At 66.5% G+C, this 19,149-nt stretch carries 17 protein-coding genes; all 17 read right to left on the reverse strand.

The window, feature by feature from the left end:
- Positions 1–485: 485 nt before the first annotated feature.
- The 17 genes from OZ411_RS03125 to OZ411_RS03205 are packed head-to-tail and all read right to left on the reverse strand — an operon-like array spanning position 486 to position 19,148.
- Positions 486–1,112, reverse strand: a complete 627-nt coding sequence (locus tag OZ411_RS03125) for an NAD(P)H-dependent oxidoreductase (RefSeq protein WP_282526758.1) — start codon at positions 1,110–1,112, stop codon at positions 486–488.
- A gap of 13 nt (positions 1,113–1,125) precedes the next feature.
- Complete coding sequence (locus OZ411_RS03130; protein ID WP_282526759.1) at positions 1,126–2,697, reverse strand: isochorismatase family protein; 1,572 nt, start codon at positions 2,695–2,697, stop codon at positions 1,126–1,128.
- Positions 2,698–2,718: 21 nt separating this feature from the next.
- A complete protein-coding gene (locus OZ411_RS03135) occupies positions 2,719–3,567 on the reverse strand; it encodes an MBL fold metallo-hydrolase (RefSeq protein WP_130583880.1) in 849 nt (282 codons plus the stop codon).
- 46 nt (positions 3,568–3,613) lie between these two features.
- Positions 3,614–4,501 carry an amidohydrolase family protein gene (locus tag OZ411_RS03140; protein ID WP_282526760.1) on the reverse strand — a complete coding sequence of 296 codons (888 nt, stop codon included), beginning with the start codon at positions 4,499–4,501 and terminating at the stop codon, positions 3,614–3,616.
- Positions 4,498–5,616: a VWA domain-containing protein gene (locus tag OZ411_RS03145; protein ID WP_282526761.1), complete on the reverse strand. Its 1,119-nt coding sequence runs from the start codon at positions 5,614–5,616 to the stop codon at positions 4,498–4,500. Before OZ411_RS03145 ends, OZ411_RS03140 begins: the two co-directional genes overlap by 4 nt.
- Positions 5,613–6,494 carry a MoxR family ATPase gene (locus OZ411_RS03150; RefSeq protein WP_282526762.1) on the reverse strand — a complete coding sequence of 294 codons (882 nt, stop codon included), beginning with the start codon at positions 6,492–6,494 and terminating at the stop codon, positions 5,613–5,615. Before OZ411_RS03150 ends, OZ411_RS03145 begins: the two co-directional genes overlap by 4 nt.
- An 11-nt stretch (positions 6,495–6,505) precedes the next feature.
- On the reverse strand, positions 6,506–7,528 hold the full coding sequence (locus tag OZ411_RS03155) for a molybdopterin cofactor-binding domain-containing protein (RefSeq protein WP_282526763.1): 1,023 nt from the start codon (positions 7,526–7,528) through the stop codon (positions 6,506–6,508).
- 2 nt (positions 7,529–7,530) lie between these two features.
- Positions 7,531–9,117 (reverse strand): molybdopterin cofactor-binding domain-containing protein, encoded by a 1,587-nt coding sequence (locus tag OZ411_RS03160; RefSeq protein ID WP_282526764.1) that lies wholly within the window; start codon positions 9,115–9,117, stop codon positions 7,531–7,533.
- A gap of 12 nt (positions 9,118–9,129) precedes the next feature.
- Positions 9,130–9,609: a (2Fe-2S)-binding protein gene (locus OZ411_RS03165; protein WP_282526765.1), complete on the reverse strand. Its 480-nt coding sequence runs from the start codon at positions 9,607–9,609 to the stop codon at positions 9,130–9,132.
- Between the two features lie 19 nt (positions 9,610–9,628).
- The gene (locus OZ411_RS03170; RefSeq protein WP_282526766.1) at positions 9,629–10,447 is read right to left on the reverse strand and encodes an FAD binding domain-containing protein; all 819 of its coding nucleotides are present in this window, start codon (positions 10,445–10,447) and stop codon (positions 9,629–9,631) included.
- Between the two features lie 16 nt (positions 10,448–10,463).
- Positions 10,464–10,907 carry an SRPBCC family protein gene (locus OZ411_RS03175; RefSeq protein ID WP_130582373.1) on the reverse strand — a complete coding sequence of 148 codons (444 nt, stop codon included), beginning with the start codon at positions 10,905–10,907 and terminating at the stop codon, positions 10,464–10,466.
- A 1-nt stretch (position 10,908) separates the two neighbouring features.
- Entirely contained in the window at positions 10,909–11,346 is a 438-nt protein-coding gene (locus tag OZ411_RS03180) for an SRPBCC family protein (protein ID WP_282526767.1), read from the reverse strand.
- Between the two features lie 9 nt (positions 11,347–11,355).
- On the reverse strand, positions 11,356–14,238 hold the full coding sequence (locus tag OZ411_RS03185) for a flotillin family protein (RefSeq protein ID WP_282526768.1): 2,883 nt from the start codon (positions 14,236–14,238) through the stop codon (positions 11,356–11,358).
- A gap of 21 nt (positions 14,239–14,259) precedes the next feature.
- A complete protein-coding gene (locus tag OZ411_RS03190; protein WP_282526769.1) occupies positions 14,260–15,093 on the reverse strand; it encodes a phosphoenolpyruvate hydrolase family protein in 834 nt (277 codons plus the stop codon).
- A 3-nt stretch (positions 15,094–15,096) separates the two neighbouring features.
- Positions 15,097–17,310 (reverse strand): ABC transporter permease, encoded by a 2,214-nt coding sequence (locus tag OZ411_RS03195; protein WP_282526770.1) that lies wholly within the window; start codon positions 17,308–17,310, stop codon positions 15,097–15,099.
- Positions 17,303–18,085, reverse strand: a complete 783-nt coding sequence (locus OZ411_RS03200) for an ABC transporter ATP-binding protein (protein WP_130582378.1) — start codon at positions 18,083–18,085, stop codon at positions 17,303–17,305. Before OZ411_RS03200 ends, OZ411_RS03195 begins: the two co-directional genes overlap by 8 nt.
- Complete coding sequence (locus OZ411_RS03205; protein ID WP_282526771.1) at positions 18,078–19,148, reverse strand: branched-chain amino acid ABC transporter permease; 1,071 nt, start codon at positions 19,146–19,148, stop codon at positions 18,078–18,080. Before OZ411_RS03205 ends, OZ411_RS03200 begins: the two co-directional genes overlap by 8 nt.
- Between the last annotated feature and the right edge of the window lies 1 nt (position 19,149).

Consider the following 19,149-nt stretch of genomic DNA (forward strand, 5'->3'; position numbering starts at 1 on the left):
GCGCCAGCGTCGGGGCGCCAGGACCACACGACTTCGCCGTCCGCGTTACATGCGCTCGTCAGTCGCACGCATCGCGTCCACCGCATCTCACCGCAACGTTCGTGACGATCGCGAGCCGCCCCTCATCTACCGTGAGACGCGCGGAGTTAAATCACTGATTTGCCCGACGGCGAAAGTGGAATATTTTTCGCGCGAGGGGTGGACAGACTTTCGGCTGATTTGCCCGTCGGGTTGTTTTGTCACACCCAAAGTCGCCACATCGTCATTGCGAGCCAGCGTGTCGGCGCGTAGCGCCGCCCGATGACGGGCTCCGCGAAGCAATCCATAGCGCCGCAAGCGGAGACATGGATTGCTTCGCTTCGCTCGCAATGACGGAAAGTGAGGAGTCTGTGGCTGATCCCTCGAGACGCCGCTGGCGCGGCTCCTCGGGATAAGGGGCGGTCATTTTCGGCTCGCGCCAAGAGGGGCGTAATTCGCCATCTCGATCAAAAGTTCACAGCCAACTCGGCCAAGCGGCGATTGGCATTCTCGCGCGCGATCCGGATCGGGTCGGCCGGGCCGGTGGTCGGGCCGATCGGCACGAAACGGACGCTGCTGATGCCGATGAAGCGGAGCGCCTCGCGCAAATACGGCGTTGCCATATCGATGCGTCCGCGATTCATGCCGGTGACGAAGTCGCTGCCGCTGGCGAGGATGACGAGCGTCGGCCGGTCCTTGAGCAGCGGCAGATAGCCTTGCGACGGATCGAAGCGGAACGTCAGCCCGGGCTGGATGATGACGTCGAGCCAATGCTTCAGTTTGTAGAGAATGCCAAAATTCCACATCGGCGTCGAGATCAGCACGCGGTCGGCAAGCGCGAGGCGGAGCGCGATGCGCTCGGCGGCGGCGAAGCCGTCACGCTCAGCTTCGGTGAAGGCTTGTCCCTTCAGGCGGGCGTATTTGGCATCGAGGATCGCGCCGGAGAATTCCGGCAGATGATCGCGCCAGAGATCCATCAGATCGATGTCCCAGTCCGGTCGCACTTTTCGAAAATGGTCGAGGAAGATGCGTGCGCCGGCTGCCGATTCCGAATCGGCTCGCGGCGAGCAGGCGAGATGAAGGAGCTTTGGCACGCACCTGCGCCTTTCATCCCAGGGCCTTGATGACGGTGTCGGCATTGGTCACGACGGCAACGTTCTGCAGGGCGAAGTTGATCGAGGCGTTGTGCCAGTCCGCGTTCATGGTCGAGCAGCAATCCTCCGGCACGATCATGAAATAGCCCTTGTCGGCGCCGGTGCGGGCGGTGTGCTCGACCGACATGTTGGTCCAGGCGCCGGTATTGATGATCATGTCGCGGCCGGTGGCTTTCAGGATGGTTTCGAGCCGCGTGCCCTCCCAGGCGCTCATGCGCATCTTCTCGACGACGAAATCGCCGGCGCGCGGCTCCAGCCCCGACACCGGCGCGGCACCCCAACTCCCGCGCACCATCGCCTTGCCGTCGACGAGGCCTTCGAACAGCGGTGCATTCAGGGTGACGCCCGGCGCGCCCGGCTCGACGATGAACCAGACGTGGATGATGACGACACCGCGCGAGCGCGCGACTTCCGCAAGACGACGGACATTGTCGACGACGCGCTGCTGCCGCGCATGCGCCGGCGCGCCTGATTCGGCGAACGCGCCGCCGTCCATGACCACGTCGTTCTGCAGATCCTGGATGATCATCGCGCAGCGCTGCGGATCGAGCCGCATCTCGCCATCGGTCAGGTGAGGGACGGGCGCCGAAGAACCGGCCGCCGTGCCGTCGCGCCGGCCGCTCATATAGGGCTCGTGGCGTGGGCCGACCTTGGTCGGGATCGCGTAGACCGAATGGGTCGCGGTCAGATAAAGCGTGCGGAAGTCCGCGCCGCCCCAGGCGAGATTGGCGACGAGCTCGGGCAGGCGCACTTTGCCAAGCAGTTCCCCGCTGCGCGAATAGACCCAGACGCCGCCGGGCGCGGTGACCCAGACATTGCCGTGCTGGTCGCACTTCATGCCGTCGGGCACGCCGGGCTCGAACTCGGAACGGATGTTGCTCGCAAAGACGCGCGGATTGGCGAGCGCGCCGTCGGCCTCGACGTCGAAGGCGCGGATCACCGCCTGCACAGTGTCGTTGACATAGAGCACGCGCTCGTCCGGAGAGAAGCAGAGGCCGTTCGGCTGCTCGAACAAATTGCGGTCGACCAGCAGGCGGGGCGCGCCGCCGCCGGGGGGCACGCGATAGACGCCCTGGAAGCCGAGCTGGCGCGGCCGCTCGACGCCATAGACCGGCATGCGGCCATACCACGGATCGGAGAAATAGATCGCGCCACTCGAATGGACGCAAACGTCGTTCGGGCTGTTGAGCTCCTGGTTGTCGAAATGCGAGGCGAGCACGTCGCGTCGCCCGTCCGGCCGCTCGCGGATCAGCGACGAGGTGGCATGCTCGCAGACGATCAGGTTCAATTCCGCGTCATAGGTCATGCCATTGCATTTGTTCGAGGGGCGTCTGACCTCGACGACGCCGCGCCGCCCATCCCAGCGCCGGCGCACGTCGGCCGGCATGTCCGAAAACAGGAGATAGTGATCGGTCGGATGCCAGATCGGTCCCTCCGTGAACTCGAAGCCCGTGCCGACCTGGCCGACCGGCGCATAGGGATCGATCAGGTTCTCGAATTCCGGCCGCAGGGTGACGTGCGTCATCGGCTAAAGTCCCTCTTGAGCTCACGCCGGGAACCAGCGGCGCTCCGGCAGGCTCTGCACGATCGGGCCCGGCACCTGGTCGTGCAATCGGCCGACCACCGCGCCGCCTTCGATCTTCGCGGGCCGGTCGTGCACCGGCAGCAGATAGCGCGAGCCGCTCAGCAGCTTCTTGATCGCGGCCTTCTCCGCGCGCTTGGTGGTGCCGTGGTTGCCTGTGGTGCGCGGCTCCCAGTCATGGATCTCGTTGAAGGGCGTCACGATCTGGTCGTTGAAATCATAGATCACGTCGCCGCAGATCGTGGCGATGCCGTCGGCAGTGTGAACGTGGATGTTCATCGAGCCTTCGGTGTGGGCATTGGCGGCGTCGCAATAGACACCGGGCATCAGTTCGATAGGGCCGGTGATCTCGAGATCGAGGAAGCGCAGCGCGCCCTTGGTGTGCAACCGGTCGACCAGGTGCTTGATGTCGGGCGCCGGATATTGCGGATGCATCAGGCCGGATACGGAATATTCCAGTTCGCGGCGGTTGAGGACGACGGTCGTGTTCATTGGAAACAGATCGTCCTTGCCGGCATGGTCGATGTGGAGGTGGGTGTGGCAGACGAAGCGCACGTCGCCCATGCGCACGCCGTGACGCGCGAGCTGGTTCTCGATCATGTTCTCATGGAATTGCAGGCCGCGCATGCCCAGCGTCTCCATGATCTGGTTGGAGCGATAGCCGGTGTCGACCACGACAGGATAGGGGCCGCCGAGGATCAGGAAGCCGAGCGTCAGCACGCGCCGGGTGCGACCGCAGTCGCGCCCGAGCACGAGGAAGCTCGACTCCAATTCGATATCGCCATAGTCCAGGATCTTGATTTCCAACGGCATCCATTCCCTCCCGATTGATCTTGTTTTGTGCGGCGATCCTTTGCCGTCATCCGATGCGATAGACGCGCATCGCGGTTGCCCTGAAGAGCGCGTCGCGCTGCTCTCCGCGTAGCTGCACGGTGGCCGCGCGATAGGTGGCTATCAGTTCGCGATAGCTGGTCCAGAGTTTCTCGATCGGAAAGTTCGAACCGAACAGGCAGCGCTCGGCGCCGAAAATATTGACGGTGTCCTCGATGACCCCACGGATATGCGCGAGGTCGTTGCGATGAATGAAGGTGCCGAGCCCCGAAAGTTTCGAGACCACATTCGGGCACCTTGCGAGCCTTGCCATGCCGGCGCGCCAGGCGGCGCGGCCTTCCGGCGACAGGTCTTCCAGCATGCCGGCGTGCTGCAGGATGAAGGTCACGTCGGGGCAGGCTTCGGCGAGGCCGGCGGCATCCGCCATCTGCGGCGCGAAGACCTGCAAGTCAAAACTCCAGCCGTAATCGGTGAGGCGGGCGACGTTGCGGCGGATCACGGGATCAGCGCAGAGGTCGGGCCGCGCGGCAAAACGGTAGAGCGGATTTTCATGCCAGTGCAGTTGCATGCGTACGCCGCGCACCAGCGGATAGCGCGCGAGGCGATCGAGTTGCGGGCGTACGTCGTCCACGGAAAGGTCGGCATAGGCGACGATGGCATGCGGCCAGCCGTGCTCGCCCGCCGTCTGTTGCACCCAGGCCGTTTCGTCCTCGAAGCGATCAGTAGGCCAGTTGGTCTGCACGTAGACCGAGCGGATCACGCCGGTGCCGGCGAGATCGTCGAGATATTCGCGGATCGGATAGTCGCGGCGAATCGGCTCATAGGGGCCGAAGATGCGCGGCTGCATCGGTCCGGACAGCCAGGCGAGATCCGCCTGCCGCCAGATGTGGTGGTGGGCGTCAACAATGTCGGTCATGCGGCTCTCCTTCCTCCGAGCGACAACAGATGCGATACGACGGCGGCGCTCGACCCGCCGTCGGAGAGATCATCGACGAAGCGCTCGATCGCGATCAGCGCTTCGGTCTGCGGGCGGAAGCCCGGCCCGCTCGCCAGCGGCGTCAGCCAGCTCAGCGACCAGGCGCGTCGCGACAGTTTCGCGACTGCGTCGCGCAGCGCGGATACATCGCCACGCTCCAATCCATCGGAGACCACGACCACGGCGGCGCCACGCGCATAGCCGCCGAACCGCGGTACGGCGAGGAACGCCTGCAAGGCGTCGCCGATACGCGTGCCGCCGTCCCAGTCGCTGACGAGGTGGGCGGCCGCGTTCAGCGCCTGCTCGCGGCGTTTCATCCGCAGGGCGCGAGTGACACGCGTCAGCCTGGTGCCGAAGGTGAACACCTCGACATTGCGCGCAGCCTGCATCAGAGCATGGGCGAGCGTCATGTTCTCCTCGGTGCGCGCCTTCATCGAGCCGGAGACGTCGATCAGGAGCAGGATCTTGCGCGGGCGCAGGCGTCGTTTCAGATGCCCGAGCCGCAGTACTTCGCCGTCATTGCGCACGCTGTCGCGCAAGGTGCGGCGGATATCGGCGAAGGGCCCGCGGCGCGCGCGCATCCGGCGGTGGCCACGGCGGCGCGGCAGCCGCCTCGGCGCTTCGCGCGAGAGCCGTCGCAACGCATCGCTGGTCGTGCCGGGTGCAAAGCGGCGCTCGACCAGGGCCTCGGTGCGGGCGGCGGCGAGGCCGGATTCGTTGGCCTCGTCGGCGAGCGGCGGTTCATCCTCGCCGCGACCATCCTCCTGCAGGCGAACGATTTCCTCGTCTTCGCCCTCGGCGCGCTCGATGGCCTCGCTGCCGCGGAAATGGATGTCGAACAGGCGGTCATAGGTCGCGCGCCGTTCCGGCGGCGGTGCCAGCGTCGCAAGACCCGCGCGGCGGATGTGTTCGAGGCTGCGTGGCCCGAGCAGTTCGATCGCGGCGAGGAAGGCGGTGGTCTGTTCCGGCGCGACGGCGAAGCCGTTGTGGCGCAGTAGCGCGACAAAGGAGATGAATACCTTGATAGCACGCGGCAGCGGCAATTCGTCGGTCACGCGGCAGCCTCCGCTATCAGCGCGTCGAGCCGGGGGGAGATGAAATGCAGGTCCTCCTCGTCCTTCAGCGCGACGCCGATCGATCGCTTGAAGGCATCCGGCCAGCGCGCGCCGCCTTTGTGCAAGAGCGTGGCGGCCTCCGCCCAGTCGACCGCCTCGGCGATGCCGGGTGCCTTGCTCAGCGGTTCGCGCCGGAGCTTGCCGACGGCGGCAACGACGGCGCGCGCGGTCGCTTCGGCGACGCTGGAGGCACGCATCATGACGATGCGCGCTTCGCGCTCGGCGGTCGGATAGTCGATCCAATGATAGACGCAGCGGCGCCGCAGCGCCTCGTGCAGGTCGCGCGTCCGGTTCGAGGTCAGCACCACGACCGGATGTTCCGAGGCGCGCACCGTGCCGCGCTCGGGGATGGAGATCTGGAAGTCGGACAGGAATTCGAGCAGGAAGGCTTCGAACTCCTGGTCGGCGCGATCGATTTCGTCGATCAAGAGCACGGTCGAGTCGGGTGCGCGCAGCGCGGCGAGCATCGGCCGCTCGATCAGGAAGCTATCGCCATAGATGTCGATGGTCTCGTCGCCGGCCCGCCGGATCGCCAGCATCTGGCGCGGATAGTTCCACTCATAGAGCGCGGCCGAGGCGTCGATGCCTTCATAGCACTGCAGGCGGATCAGCCTGCGGCCAAGCACGGCAGCGATCGCCTTAGCGGCCTCGGTCTTGCCGACGCCGGGCGCGCCTTCCAGGAGCAGCGGCTTGCCGAGCGCGAGTGAGAGATAGGCCGATGTCGCGATCCCGTCGTCCGCGAGGTAATAGGCCGCGCGCAGCGCCTTCTCCAGCGCCTCCGGCGAGTCAATGCCGACGATGTTGCTGCGAACCGGCATGTGTCCTGCCTCTAGCGCCGCGCCTGCGGCCGCGCGCCGCCCTGCGCCTTGATCGCGCGCAATACGCGTTCCGGCGTGATCGGCAATTCGTCGATGCGGATGCCGACGGCGTTGAAGATCGCATTCGCCACGGCCGGCAGCACCGGATTGGCGCACATCTCGCCCGGGCCCTTGGCGCCGAACGGCCCGTCGGCCGCGGGGCGCTCCAGCACCGCGATGTCGTGTGGACAGATGTCGCCGGGCCCCGGCATCAGATATTCGACGAAGTCGCGCGGCCCGTGGCTCGGGTCGGGGTAATAGGGCTCGGGAGTCTCGTAGAGCGCGTGGCTGACGCCCATCCAGGCGCCGCCGACCAGTTGCTGCTCGACCAGCCGCGGATTGAGCGCGCGGCCAAGCTCGTAGGCGCTGTCCATGCGGACCATCGCGACCTCTCCGGTCTCGTCGTCGACCTCGACCTCGGCGACCAGGCAGGCATGCGCGTAGCATGTCGCGGGCGACATCTCGCCGGTTTCAGGGTCGACGTCGGAGAGCGGCACCAGGAAGATGCCGCGGCCGGAGATCGTCTTGCCCTGCTTGAATTGCGCGGCGATCGCCACGTCCTTGGTCGAAATGGAATGATGCGGCGCGCCCTTGACGTGGATGTTGCCGCGGCCGTCGGTCTCGAGATCGGCGGCGTTGACCTCCAGCTCCTCGGCGGCTGCCTCCATCATCACCCCGCGCGCTTCGCGTGCGGCCATCATTACCGCATTGCCGACGCGATGCGTGCCGCGCGAGGCGAATGAGCCCATGCAGTGCGGCCCGGTGTCGGAATCGGCGGTGTCGACATAGACGTCCTCGACCGGCACGCCGAGCGTCTCCGCGCAAATCTGCCGCGTCACCGATTTCATGCCCTGGCCGAGATCGATCGAGGACAGCGCCACCGTGAACTTGCCGCTGGGATTGGAATGGACCAGCGCCTGGCTGGGGTCGCCGCCGAGATTCATCCCGATCGGGTAGTTGATCGACGCGATGCCGCGTCCGCGATGTCTGGTCATGGTCAGCGCCTCCTGGTGCCGAAGACGGAGGAGAAGCGGGCGGCGCCGTGCGAGGGCGCCTGCGGCCGTGGAGGAGGGGGCGGCGGAGGTGGAGGTGGAGGTGGGGGCGGCTCGCGCGAGACAGGCGGCGCGCGGTCATAGGTCGTCCGCTGCTGTGACGGCGTCGCGGCCGGCGCGTAGGACTCGCGCGGCGTCGGCGGGATCGCCGCGCGGCTGCCGCCGCCGTCCTTGCGCGAGGAGGCGCGCTTGAACTCCTCGCGGATCGGCCATTTGGCCTTCTCGGCGGCGACCTGGACGCATTCGATCAACGCGGTGTTCTTGGCCTCGCGGCGATGCGCCTTCATGTCGCCGTCGCGATAGGCGTTGAGGATGCGGAACTCCATCGGGTCCATGCCGACGAGATGCGCGAGCTTGTCCATCTGGCACTCGATCGCGAAATCCATCGCGGTGACGCCGAAGCCGCGCATCGCGGTCGCGGGCGTGCGGTTGGTGAAGACGCAATAGACGTCGCCATAGACATTGGGGATCGTGTAAGGGCCCGGCAGATGCGCGGCGCATTTGACCGCGGCGTAGCTCGACAGCCGCGTATAGGCGCCGCTGTCGAAATAGGCGCGGATCTTGCGCGCCACGATCCGCCCGTCGCGCATGACGCCATCCTTGATGTAGATGCGCTCGGCCCCGCGTGGCGGGCCATATTGCATCTCTTCCTCGCGCCCGAACAAATAGCGCACCGGACGTCCCGTGAGCATCGCGCCGAGAATGGAGAGCGGCTCGGTGAGGGTATCGACCTTGCCGCCGAAGCCGCCGCCGACGGTGCCGCCGATGAAATGGAAGGTGTTCGAGGGCACGTCCAGGATCTTGGCGCAGGTGTCGAGCGAGAAGAACAGCGCCTGGGTCGAGGTGTAGACGATGTAGCGGCCGTTGGTATCCGGTGCGGCGATCGAGCCGTTGGTCTCGGTCGGTGCGTGCTCGATCGGCGACATCTGGTAGCGCTGCTCCAGGACGTGGTCGGCCGTGGCTAGGCTGCGCTCGACATCGCCGAAGCGCAGCTTCTGGTGATCGTAGACATCGTGATAGATGAACGCGTTCTTCGGATAGGTCTCGTTGACAACAGGCGCGCCGGGTTTCAGCGCGTCCTCGACGTCGAACACGGCGGGCAGCGGCTCGTAGTCGATCCTGACCTTCGCCATCGCCTCATAGGCTTCGCGCGGGCTGTCGGCAACGATGGCGACGATCGGCTCGCCCTTGTAGCGCACTTTCTCGACCGCGAGCGACGGCTCGTCGTCCTTGCCGAAATTGATCAGGCTGAGCAGGGTGTTGAGGTTGCGCGGCACGTCGCTGCCGCGGATGATCCGGCGCACGCCCGCCGACCGCTCGGCCTCGCTGGTGTCGATGCGGCGCAGCCGCGCATGGGCATGCGTGCTGCGAACCACCTTCAGATGCAGCATGCCCTGCAGCTTGTGGTCATCGAAATAGGTCGAGGTGCCCGTGACATGCCCGAGCATGTCCTGCCGCTGCGTGCCCTTGCCGATTTCCTTCAGATTGTCGTCGCGCTCGTCGGCGAAAATGTCCTTGCGCAGTTCCAGCATGGCTTAAGTCCTTTACGCGCGGGCGCGGCCGGTGGAGGCGGCGGCGAGCACGGCGTTGATGATGGGTTCGTAGCCGGTGCAGCGGCAGATATTGCCCGAGATCGCCTCGACGACCTCCGCGCGGCTCGGCTGCGGGTTGCGGTCAAGCAATGCCTTGGCGGCCATCAGCATGCCCGGCGTGCAGTAGCCGCATTGGGCGGCAAAGTTGTCGGCAAAGGCGCGCTGCAGCGGATGCAGGTTCGGGCCGTCCTTGATGCCGTCAAGCGTCTCGACCGAACGGGCGGCGACCGTCTCGGCCAGCGTCAGGCAGGAGAGATGCAGCTCGCCGTCGATCAGGACGCTGCAGGCGCCGCAGCCGCCCTGGCCGCAGCCGAATTTCGGCGTCATGTCGCCGATCAATTCGCGCAGCGCGACCAGAAGATTGGTGCCGCCATCGACGAAGATCGCGACGTCGCGGCCGTTGTGTCGGAATTGCAGGGCGGTCTTGGCCATCGTGATCCTCTTGGTGATCCTATTCCCGACCTGACAGCAAGCGTCTCAAGTGAACGCCGACGATCTCGCGCCGGTACCAACCGGAGGCGAGCGCATTGTCGGCGGGCGAGGTGCCCTCGACAGCGGCCGCGGCGGCGGCGGCGATCGTCGCAGTGTCGAGCGTGCGTCCTTCGAGGGCCCGCTCGGCGGCACGGGCGCGGATCTGTGTCGGCGCCATCGAGCCGAGCGCGATGCGGGCGCCGACGATGCGGCCGCTGCTGACGGGCAGATGCGCGGCGAACGTGATCACGGCGCCGCCCTTCGGCTTGATGCGGGCGATCTTGCGATAGCGGAACGCATCCGCGCTGGCAGGCTTCTGAAAGGAAACCGCGAGCACAAGCGTGCCGGTTTGCCGCTCGCGCGTCTGCAGGAATTCCTCGATCGGCACGTCGCGGCTGCCGAGGCCGCCTTGCACGGAAACGACGGCGTCGAGCGCGAGCAGCGCGACGGTGAAGTCGCCATACGGGGCAGATGCAAACAGATTGCCACCGACCGTGCCCATGTTGCGCACCGCTGGTCCTCCGATCGAGCGGGCGGCTGCGTGCAGGAAGGCGAGATCGCGCTCGGCGAGGATGCGGGCAAAGGTGACGCCGGCGCCGATCGCGACGCGGGAGCCGGCCGCGTCGATCCGCATCAGCGCATGGTCGCTGGCTCGCACGATGGTGGAGATCGAGATGTCGCCTTCGTTCAGCGCGCGCATCACCAGCGTGCCGCCGCCGAGATAGCGCGCGCCGCGGTCGGATGACAGCACAGCGGCGGCCTCGCCGGTTGAGGCAAAGGTCCTTACAGTGACGGTCATGGGCGTTCCTCCGCGCTCATGCAGCCTCCTTCAGATGCCGGCGAATGGCTTCGAAGCCGGCCTGATAGATCTGCTCGGACACCATCTGCGTGATGTCGACGCTGTCCTCGGGCCGCGTGGTGAAGCGCGATTCCCAATGCCAGAAGGTGCGGTCGCCGTCGGTGACGGGCAGCAGGCGGACGTGCGCGACATAGTTGAACATCGGGATCGGCGTATCGAGCAGGCAATAGCTGAAGGACTGTTCAAGGTCGGACAGCGCCAGCAATTGCTCGCGCAGTTCCGCGCCGTCTTTGAGCTTGAAGCGCCTGACGCAGCCGATCTTGTCGGAGCTGTGTGCACGCTCGATCGTGCTGGTCGCAACCGCCGGATGCCAGCGGTCGTGCCCGTTGAAATCGCGGAGCACGCCCCACACCGCGTCGGTCGGCGCATCGATGATCGTGCTCTTGACGATATGCGGCACGCTAGCCTCCGAACGCGCGCTTGAGGGCGTCGAAGCCGCCCTGGAACACGCCGCCGCCGATATTGCCCACGAGCTCGGCCTCCCGCTCGGGCGCGCAGTCGAACTCGGCGGTCCATTCGAGAAACGTCTGGTCGCCGTCGGTCACCGGCGTCAGCCGCAGCGTCGCGACATAATTCTCCACGCCCATCGGCGACTCCAGGATGGAGTAGGTGCAGAACATGTCGTAGTCGGAGAGCCCCAAGAGCTTCTCGCGCATGCGGTCGCCGTTGCGGAGGCGGAAATCGCGCACGCATCCGATCTTGTCGGCGGGCTCGCCGCCTTCGATGCGGCTCTCGGCAATTGCCGGATGCCAGTTCGGCAGGCCGTTGAAGTCGCGCACGCGGGCCCAGACGCGATCGTTGCGGGCGTTGACGACGGTGGAGACATAGACCCTGGCCATGGCGCGTGCTCACTCCTTCTTGCGCGGGGGGCGCGGCTCGCCCGTGGCCGGGCTTGCAGGCGGCTTGGCTTCTCCGCTCTTGCGGGTCGCGGACTCCTTGATGCCCTGCATGTCGCGCGCCTCGCGGATCAGGCCGGGCATCTTGGCAAGGCTGCCGCCCTCGACGCCGATGTCGGACAGGATCGAATCGATCAGCGGCGCCTGCACGCGGTAGCGCAGCGCGGAGTCGATCACCTCGTCGGTGGCGCTGCGGGAGGAGCCATTGCCGTGGCCGTTGCCGTTGAGGCCGTCGACCTGGAGGATGCGGATGCCCTCGATCTTCTCCATCGGCTTGACGCTCTCGCGCACGATGCCCTCGATGCGGTCGAGCAGCTTGCGGCGGAACAGCGAGTAGCGCGCCTGGTCGGTGAGCACGTTCTCGGCTTCGTTGAGCAGCCGCTGCGCTTCGGCCTCCACGGCGGCGCGCACGCGCTCGGCCTCGGCCGCGATCCGTGTTTCCTCGGCCTGTTTCTCTGCGAGCAGTACCTCCACCGTCTTGCGGCGCCGCGCGATCTCGCTCTCGCGTGCGGTGACGACACGCTCGGCGGCTTCCGTCGCGCGTACCCGCGCATCTTCCGCCGCCACCTTGGCCGCGGATTCTTCCAGGGATTTCTGGTAGAGGGCGATCGCCTTGTCCATCAAGGCGGTCTCGACGTCCTTCTCGCGATTGACCTCGAGCCGGCGCAGATCGCGCTCGCGGCCGACCCGGGCCTCGTCGAGGCCGCGGTCGGAGGCGATGCGGGCGCGTTCGACCTCCTCGCGGGAGGCGATCTCGGCCTCCTGCAGCGACTGGACGCGGGCGACCTCGAGCTGCTCGATGGCGCGGCGGCGTTCGAGCCGTGCTGCCTCCAGCGCCTGCTCGCGCGAGACGTCGGTGGTCTCAACTTCCTTGCGCGCCACGATTTCCGCCTGCCTGACCTGGCGGTCAGCATCGATGCGCTCGGAACGCTTGGCCGACAGCGCGATCACGCGCTCCTCGTCGGCGATCTCGATCGTCTTCTTCTGGTCGATATTGAGCACCTCGCGTGTCCTGGATGAAGCGATGCGCTCGGATTCCAGCGCAAGTTCCACCCCGATCCGTTGGCGCTCGATCGCATCGCGCCGCTTGAGGTCGGCTGCCTCGATCGCTTGGGTCCGTTCGATTTCGAGGGCCCTCGTCTCGCGTTCGGCCTGGATGCGCTCGGCCGCAACAGCCTTCTCCTGCGCGATGCGTGCAGCCTCGATGGCTTCGCGCGAGGCGATGTCGGCTTCCTCGACAGTGCGGTTGCGCGCGATCTCCAGCGAGCGGATGCGTTCTTCCTGGGCGATACGGGAGGCCTCGGTCGTCTGGCGCGCAGCGATGCCGGCGACTTCCAGCGCCTGGTTGCGCTCGATCTCCAATTTCCGCGTGTTCTGCTCGGCGGCGATTCTTTCGGCCGCAAGGGTGCGCTCGCGGGCAATGCGCGCTGCTTCCACTGCGCGCTGCGCCTCGATCTCTGCTTCCTGGATGGCGCGCACCTGCTGGATCTCCAGCGCGCGGGTGCGTTCGTCGGAGGCGATGCGCTCGACATTGACGGTCATGGTCTGGCTGATGCGCGCCTTCTCGGTCGCCTCCTTCGCGGCGATCTCGGCTTCCTCGACCGTGCGCGTGCGCTCGATCTCGCGCCGCCGGGTCTCTTCCTCGTTGGCGATCCGGGCATCGGTCACGACGCGATCCTGCTGAATGCGCGCCTTCTCGATCGCCTCACGTGCCGCGATCTCGGCTTCCTCCACCGTGCGCATACGCTCGATCTCGCGCTGGCGCACTTCGCGCTCGGAGGCGATCCGCGCGGTGTCGACCGAGCGCTGGTTGGCGATCCTGGCTTTCTCGATCTCCTCGCGGGCCAGCAGTTCCCGTTCTTCGACCGCGCGCGTCCGCTCGATCTCCTTCTGCCGGGTTTCGCGTTCAGAGGCGATGCGTGCCTCGGTGATCGCCTGTTCGTTGGCGATACGTGCCTTCTCGATCGCCTCGCGTGCGGTGATCTGGGCCTGCTCGGCCTCGGTCTCGCGCAGCGCGCGTTCGCGCGCCACTTCGGTGCGCTGCAGGGCGCGGCGCATCTCGATGTCGCGTTCCTGCTCCAGCCGCGCCGTCTCGCTCTCGCGCTCGATCTCGAGCGCCTGCCGTTCGGCCTCCAGGTTGCGGGAGCGGATCTTGATCATCGAGTCCTGCTCGATGTCGTTGCGCAGCTTGCGCTTGGCCTCGATGTCCTCCATCAGGCGGGTGAGACCTTCGGCATCGAAGCGGTTCGAGGGATTGAAGAACTCGAGATCGGTCTGGTCGAGGTCGGTGATCGCGACGGATTCGAGCTCGAGGCCGTTCTGGGCGAGCGCTTCGGCGGCCGCAGCCTTGACGCGGGCGACATAGTCGCCGCGCTGCTCGTGCATCTGCTCCATCGTCATTTCCGAAGCGACCGACCGGATCGCCGAGACGAACTTGCCGGAGAGCAGCGTATGGAGCTGTTCCGGCTCCATGGTGCGGCGGCCGAGTGTGGCCGCCGCGATCGAGACGGCCTCGCGGGTCGGCTGCACGCGGACGTAAAAATCCGCCTCGATATCGACGCGCATGCGGTCGCGGGTGATGACGGCGTCCTGCCTGGATCGCACGATCCCCATCGGCAGCACGTTCATGTTGACCGGCGTGTAGTCATGAATGAAGGGCAGCACGAAGGCGCCGCCATTGATCACGACACGCTCGCCGAGGAAGCCGGTGCGGACGAAGGACACTTCCTTCGACGAGCGGTGGTACAGCCAGTTGACGATATAAACGATAACGACGATCGCGATGATCGCGATGATGAGCCAGAGGATCAATTCGCCGATCAGAATCCCTGACATCTTAACCTCCCTTGCTCGGCGCTAGCGGGCGCCGATCATCTTGAACTTGCGTACCTGATCCGTGAGCGCCCGCTCGACCGGCAGGCGCTCCATCGAGGAGGCGCCATAAAAGCCGTGGCATTTGCGGGTCTTCTTCATGATGAAATCGGCGTCGGCGGGGTCCGCGATCGGGCCGCCATGCGCGAGCACCAGGATGTGCGGGTTGACGCTGAGCGCGGCCTCGGCCCAGGTATCGATGCGGGCCGGGCAGTCCTCGAGCCTGAGCGCGGTCTGCGCCCCGATCGAGCCGCCGGTGGTCAGGCCGAGATGGCAGACGACGATGTCAGCGCCTGCAATCGCCATCGCGGCCGCTTCGGTCTCGCTGAAGACGTAGGGCGTCGTCAGCATGTCCTTGTCATGCGCCTTCGCGATCATCTCGATCTCGAGCGCATAGGACATGCCGGTCTCCTCGAGATTGGCGCGGAATATGCCGTCGATCAGGCCGACGGTCGGAAAGTTCTGTACGCCGGAGAATCCGAGCGCCTTGAGCTGATCCAGGAACAGGTCCATGTCGCGGAACGGATCGGTACCGTTGACGCCGGCGAGCACCGGCGTGTTGGTCACGACCGGCAGCACTTCGCCCGCCATCTCCAGCACGATCGCATTGGCATCGCCATAAGGCATGAGGCCGGCGAGCGAGCCGCGGCCCGCCATGCGATAGCGTCCGGAATTGTAGATCACGATCAGGTCGACGCCGCCGGCCTCTTCGCACTTGGCCGAGAGCCCGGTGCCGGCGCCGCCGCCGACGATCGGCTCGCCCCTGGCCGCCATGTCGCGAAACCTCTTCAACAGCGCCGCGCGTTCAAACCTGGCCATGGGTCACCTCGCCACTCTCCGCCGTCCACCGGCGCGTCCGAGCAGAGGACGGAACGCGGCTACGATTGCAGCCGCAAATTCGGGATCGTTGATGTTGCGCCTGATGCGAATGAGCTGGCGGTTGCCGGTCTGGCGCACGGTGCGCTCCAGCGCGCGGAACAGCGTCGCATCGGCATCCGGATCCCAGAACGGTTGACCTGCTGCATCGAGCGCGGAGACGCCGCCCTCGGGCAGGAAGAAGCGCACGGGACCGTCCATCTGGTTCAGCCGTTCGCCGATCCAGTGGCCCATGCGTTCGTTCTCTTCCACTGTCGTCCGCATCAACGTGACCTGCGGGTTGTGGACGTGGAACTGGCGCTGGCGATAGCGCTCAGGGATGGTGTCGGGCGCACCGAAATTGACCATGTCGAGCGCGCCGACCGAGCCGACATAGGGCACGCGGCTGCGGATGATCGCCCCGAAGCGATCGTCGGTGGCCGGGAAGACGCCGCCCATCAGGAGATCGCAGATTTCGGTGGTGGTCAGATCAATGACGGCAGCGAGTTGGCCGGAATCGACGAGCTTTTCCATCGAGCGGCCCCCGACGCCGGTGGCGTGGAACACCAGGCACTCGAAATCGTCCTTCAACTCGGCCGCGATCTTCTGGACGGCAGGCGTGGTCACGCCGAACATGGTGATGCCGACGGCGGGAAGGCCGCTGCCGGTCTCGCGCTGCCGGGCGCCGCGCTCGTCGAGACGTGCTTTCACCATGCCGACCAACGCATTCGCGCCGTTGGAGAGCACCGCGCGCGAGATCGAGTTGAGGCCTTGGACGTCGGTGACCGAATACATCATCATGATGTCGGCCGGGCCGACATAGGGACCGACGTCACCCGAGGCGACGGAAGAGATGATGATCTTGGGCACGCCGATGGGCAGGGTACGCATGGCAGGCGCGACCAGCGAGGCGCCGCCGGAGCCGCCAGCCGAGATGATGCCGGCGACATTGCCCTGACGGCGCAGCCATTTCGCGAAGGCATCCGCCATCGCGCTGACCGAGGCGCCGCGATCGGCGCCGAACACGCCGGGTCCGCCGCGACCATGGTTCAGCGCGATCTCCTGGGCGGAGACATCGCAGGTCGTCTGCTTGCCGCCGGTGGAGACGTCGACCAGACGGGAACGCAGCCCGCTTGCCGCGATGATGTCTCGGATGAAGCGCAGCTCCGGTCCCTTGGTGTCGAGCGTGCCGACGACCAGCACGACCGGCGGGCCGGCGGTCTGCGCGGTGGCCGGTTCGCGTCGCTGCCGCGTGCTCTCTTCAAGCCGCGTTACGCCTGCCGTATGCGTTCGCGCGGCTGCCTCGATGCGGGCGATCGACGTCGGCTGCGACCAGCGCGTCGGCGGCGTCGGATTGGAGATGTAGATGCGGACCGGACCTTTGCGCGCGGGCTGCGGCGCGGCATCCGGCTCCTGCTTTGCGGGGCCCGCGTCGATATCGGCTGCAACATCGCCGTGGAGCCCGACGCCGAGCAGGCGCTGCTGCAACCCGCGGTCGGCGGCGAGCCGCACGGAATCGATGATGCGGTTGATGCGGCCGTTGACCATGATGGCGACGTTCTTGGAAATCGCCGTCGCCACGCCGATGTTCTGCTCGATGACGAGCACCGACATGTCGCCGTCTTCGCCAAGCCGAACCAGCATCTCCTCGACCTGCGCCACGATCACGGGAGCTAAACCCTCGGTCGGCTCGTCCATGATCAACAGATGCGGATTGGTGAGAAGCGCGCGCGAGATCGCGAGCATCTGCTGCTCACCGCCGGAAAGCTGGCTGCCGCCATGCTCCTTGCGTTCGGCAAGGCGCGGGAAGGTGTCGTAGATGCGCTCGACCGTCCACGGGCCGCGGCGCATCCCGCCGGCGAGCTGCAGATGCTCGTCGACGCTGAGCGAGCGCCAGAGGCGCCTGCCTTGCGGCACATAGCCGACGCCAAGCCGCGCGATCCGGGCCGGGCTCATGTGCGTGACGTCCTCGCCGCGGATACGCAGGGAGCCGCCGCTGGCCCGCACCAAACCCATGATGGTCTTGCACAGCGTGGTCTTGCCCATGCCATTGCGGCCGACCACCGAGAACACGCCGGAATCGAGCGTGAGATCGACGCCCTGCAGCGCATGCGAATGGCCGTAGTAGACGTCGAGGCCCCTGACCTCCAAGGCGGGCGCGGCGCGGCGGATATCACTCATGTCCGCCTCCGAGATAGAGCTCCTGCACTTCAGGATCGGATTCGATCTCGCGTGGCAGGCCCTCCTTGAAGACGCGGCCGTTGTGCATCATCGTGACGCTCTCGACGACGCGCAGCGCGACATCCATGTCGTGCTCGATGATGATGTAGCCGATATGCGCTGGAAGCGAGGTCAGGATCTCGATCAGTTCGAGCCGCTCCGCCGGCGACAGGCCCGCCGCCGGCTCGTCGAACAGGATGAAGCGCGGCGCACCGGCGAGCGCGAGCGCGATCTCGAGCTGGCGCTGCTGGCCGTGGGCGAGTTCGGCGACGCGCTGGTCCTTTACCGGTGTCAGGTGCACCGCCTGCACCAGCGTTTCCGTCGCATGCATCAGCGCGTCGTTTGCTCCAGGACGCAGGAAGGAGAAGCGTCCGCGCGAGACGCCGCGGCAGGCGAGGTAGACATTGTCCTGCACGGTGAGGCCGGGGAACAGTGCCGATATTTGGTAGGTGCGGCGCAGGCCGCGGCGGATGCGCTCATAGGGCGGGAAGCGCGTGACGTCCTCGCCGAAGAAGCGGATGGTGCCGGAGGAGGGCAGGAAATCGCCGGTGATGCAGTTGAACAGCGTGGTCTTGCCGGCGCCGTTGGAGCCGAGCACCGCGCGCCGCTCGCCCGGGCGTACTGTCATGGTGACGTCGGTCAGCGCGGCCAGCGCGCCGAACAACCGCGTCACGCCGCGCAGTTCCAGCGCAGCGCCGGCGCCGACTGCGGAGAGGCGATGCGCGACGCTATCCATGTCGGCTTCCCGCAGTGCTGCTTGAGGTTCGTGTTTGGCGGCGGCGCCAGCGCTCCCAAAGGCCGATCACGCCGTCCGACGACCAGAACACGATGGCAAGGAAACCGAGCCCGATCAGGAGCCGGAAGCGATTGCCGTCGAGCCCGAACTTGATCAGGACGTCGAGCGCGAAGGTGCGCAGGATAACGAAGATGAGCGCGCCGATGAATGGGCCGACCGGCCGGGTGATGCCGCCGACCACGGCGATGATCAGGATGTCGATGCAGCGCTCGACGCCGACCGAGCCGGGCGAGATCTGCCGATAGTTCCAGACCTGAAGCACGCCGCCGAGCCCGGCAATGAAGGATGCGAACGCATAGGCGGCGACACGGTGCGCGTTGACGTTGAAGCCGAGCGCCGCCATGCGGCGGGGATTGTCGCGCACGCCCTGCAGCGCCAGCCCGAACGGAGCGCGCGAGACGTACTGGACCGCGAAATAGCAGAGAGCGGCGACGCCGAGTATCAGGTAGTAGAAGGGAATATCGGAGCGCCAGTCGACGCTCCAGAACTGCGGCGTAGCGACGGTGTTGATGCCGGTATGGCCGTTGAAGATGGCCCAGTTCTGGTTGGTGAAGTAGTAGAAGGCCGCGCCGATCGCGAGCGTGATCATGATGGTGTAGATGCCCTCGGTGCGGACCGCGAGCGCGCCGCCGAGCGTGCCGAAGATCGTCGCGAGCACGAGCGCCACCGGCGTCGCCAGCCACCACGGCCAGCCGAGGCTGATATTGGCATTGCCGCTGACGCCGAACACCGCGACCATGTAGCCCGCAAAGCCCGCGATGGTGAGCTGCATCAGGCTGACCATGCCGCCGTAGCCGGCGAGGAACATCAGGCTGAGCGCGACGATGCCGAGGATCAGCGAGGTGCCGAAGATCTCGATCAGGAAGAAGCCGTTGGCGATCAGCGGCATGATCACCAGGATCAGCGCAACCAGCCACGCGGCCGGGTTGTTGAGCTCGGGCCAGGCGCGGAACTTCGGGCGTTCTACCGCGGTCGCTGCTGCATGAAGCTGCGTCAACGACATG

The sequence above is a fragment of the Bradyrhizobium sp. Arg237L genome, assembly GCF_029990105.1.
Lineage (GTDB): Bacteria > Pseudomonadota > Alphaproteobacteria > Rhizobiales > Xanthobacteraceae > Bradyrhizobium.

What these genes read in the sequence shown, in the direction of transcription:
- OZ411_RS03130 (WP_282526759.1), bottom strand. Translation starts at nt 2,697, where the DNA reads ATGACGCACGTCACCCTGCGGCCGGAATTCGAGAACCTGATCGATCCC.
- OZ411_RS03190 (WP_282526769.1), bottom strand. Translation starts at nt 15,093, where the DNA reads ATGGCCAGGTTTGAACGCGCGGCGCTGTTGAAGAGGTTTCGCGACATG.
- OZ411_RS03155 (WP_282526763.1), bottom strand. Translation starts at nt 7,528, where the DNA reads ATGACCAGACATCGCGGACGCGGCATCGCGTCGATCAACTACCCGATC.
- OZ411_RS03140 (WP_282526760.1), bottom strand. Translation starts at nt 4,501, where the DNA reads ATGACCGACATTGTTGACGCCCACCACCACATCTGGCGGCAGGCGGAT.
- OZ411_RS03160 (WP_282526764.1), bottom strand. Translation starts at nt 9,117, where the DNA reads ATGCTGGAACTGCGCAAGGACATTTTCGCCGACGAGCGCGACGACAAT.
- OZ411_RS03185 (WP_282526768.1), bottom strand. Translation starts at nt 14,238, where the DNA reads ATGTCAGGGATTCTGATCGGCGAATTGATCCTCTGGCTCATCATCGCG.
- OZ411_RS03200 (WP_130582378.1), bottom strand. Translation starts at nt 18,085, where the DNA reads ATGGATAGCGTCGCGCATCGCCTCTCCGCAGTCGGCGCCGGCGCTGCG.
- OZ411_RS03150 (WP_282526762.1), bottom strand. Translation starts at nt 6,494, where the DNA reads ATGCCGGTTCGCAGCAACATCGTCGGCATTGACTCGCCGGAGGCGCTG.
- OZ411_RS03205 (WP_282526771.1), bottom strand. Translation starts at nt 19,148, where the DNA reads ATGTCGTTGACGCAGCTTCATGCAGCAGCGACCGCGGTAGAACGCCCG.
- OZ411_RS03170 (WP_282526766.1), bottom strand. Translation starts at nt 10,447, where the DNA reads ATGACCGTCACTGTAAGGACCTTTGCCTCAACCGGCGAGGCCGCCGCT.
- OZ411_RS03195 (WP_282526770.1), bottom strand. Translation starts at nt 17,310, where the DNA reads ATGAGTGATATCCGCCGCGCCGCGCCCGCCTTGGAGGTCAGGGGCCTC.
- OZ411_RS03180 (WP_282526767.1), bottom strand. Translation starts at nt 11,346, where the DNA reads ATGGCCAGGGTCTATGTCTCCACCGTCGTCAACGCCCGCAACGATCGC.
- OZ411_RS03135 (WP_130583880.1), bottom strand. Translation starts at nt 3,567, where the DNA reads ATGCCGTTGGAAATCAAGATCCTGGACTATGGCGATATCGAATTGGAG.
- OZ411_RS03165 (WP_282526765.1), bottom strand. Translation starts at nt 9,609, where the DNA reads ATGGCCAAGACCGCCCTGCAATTCCGACACAACGGCCGCGACGTCGCG.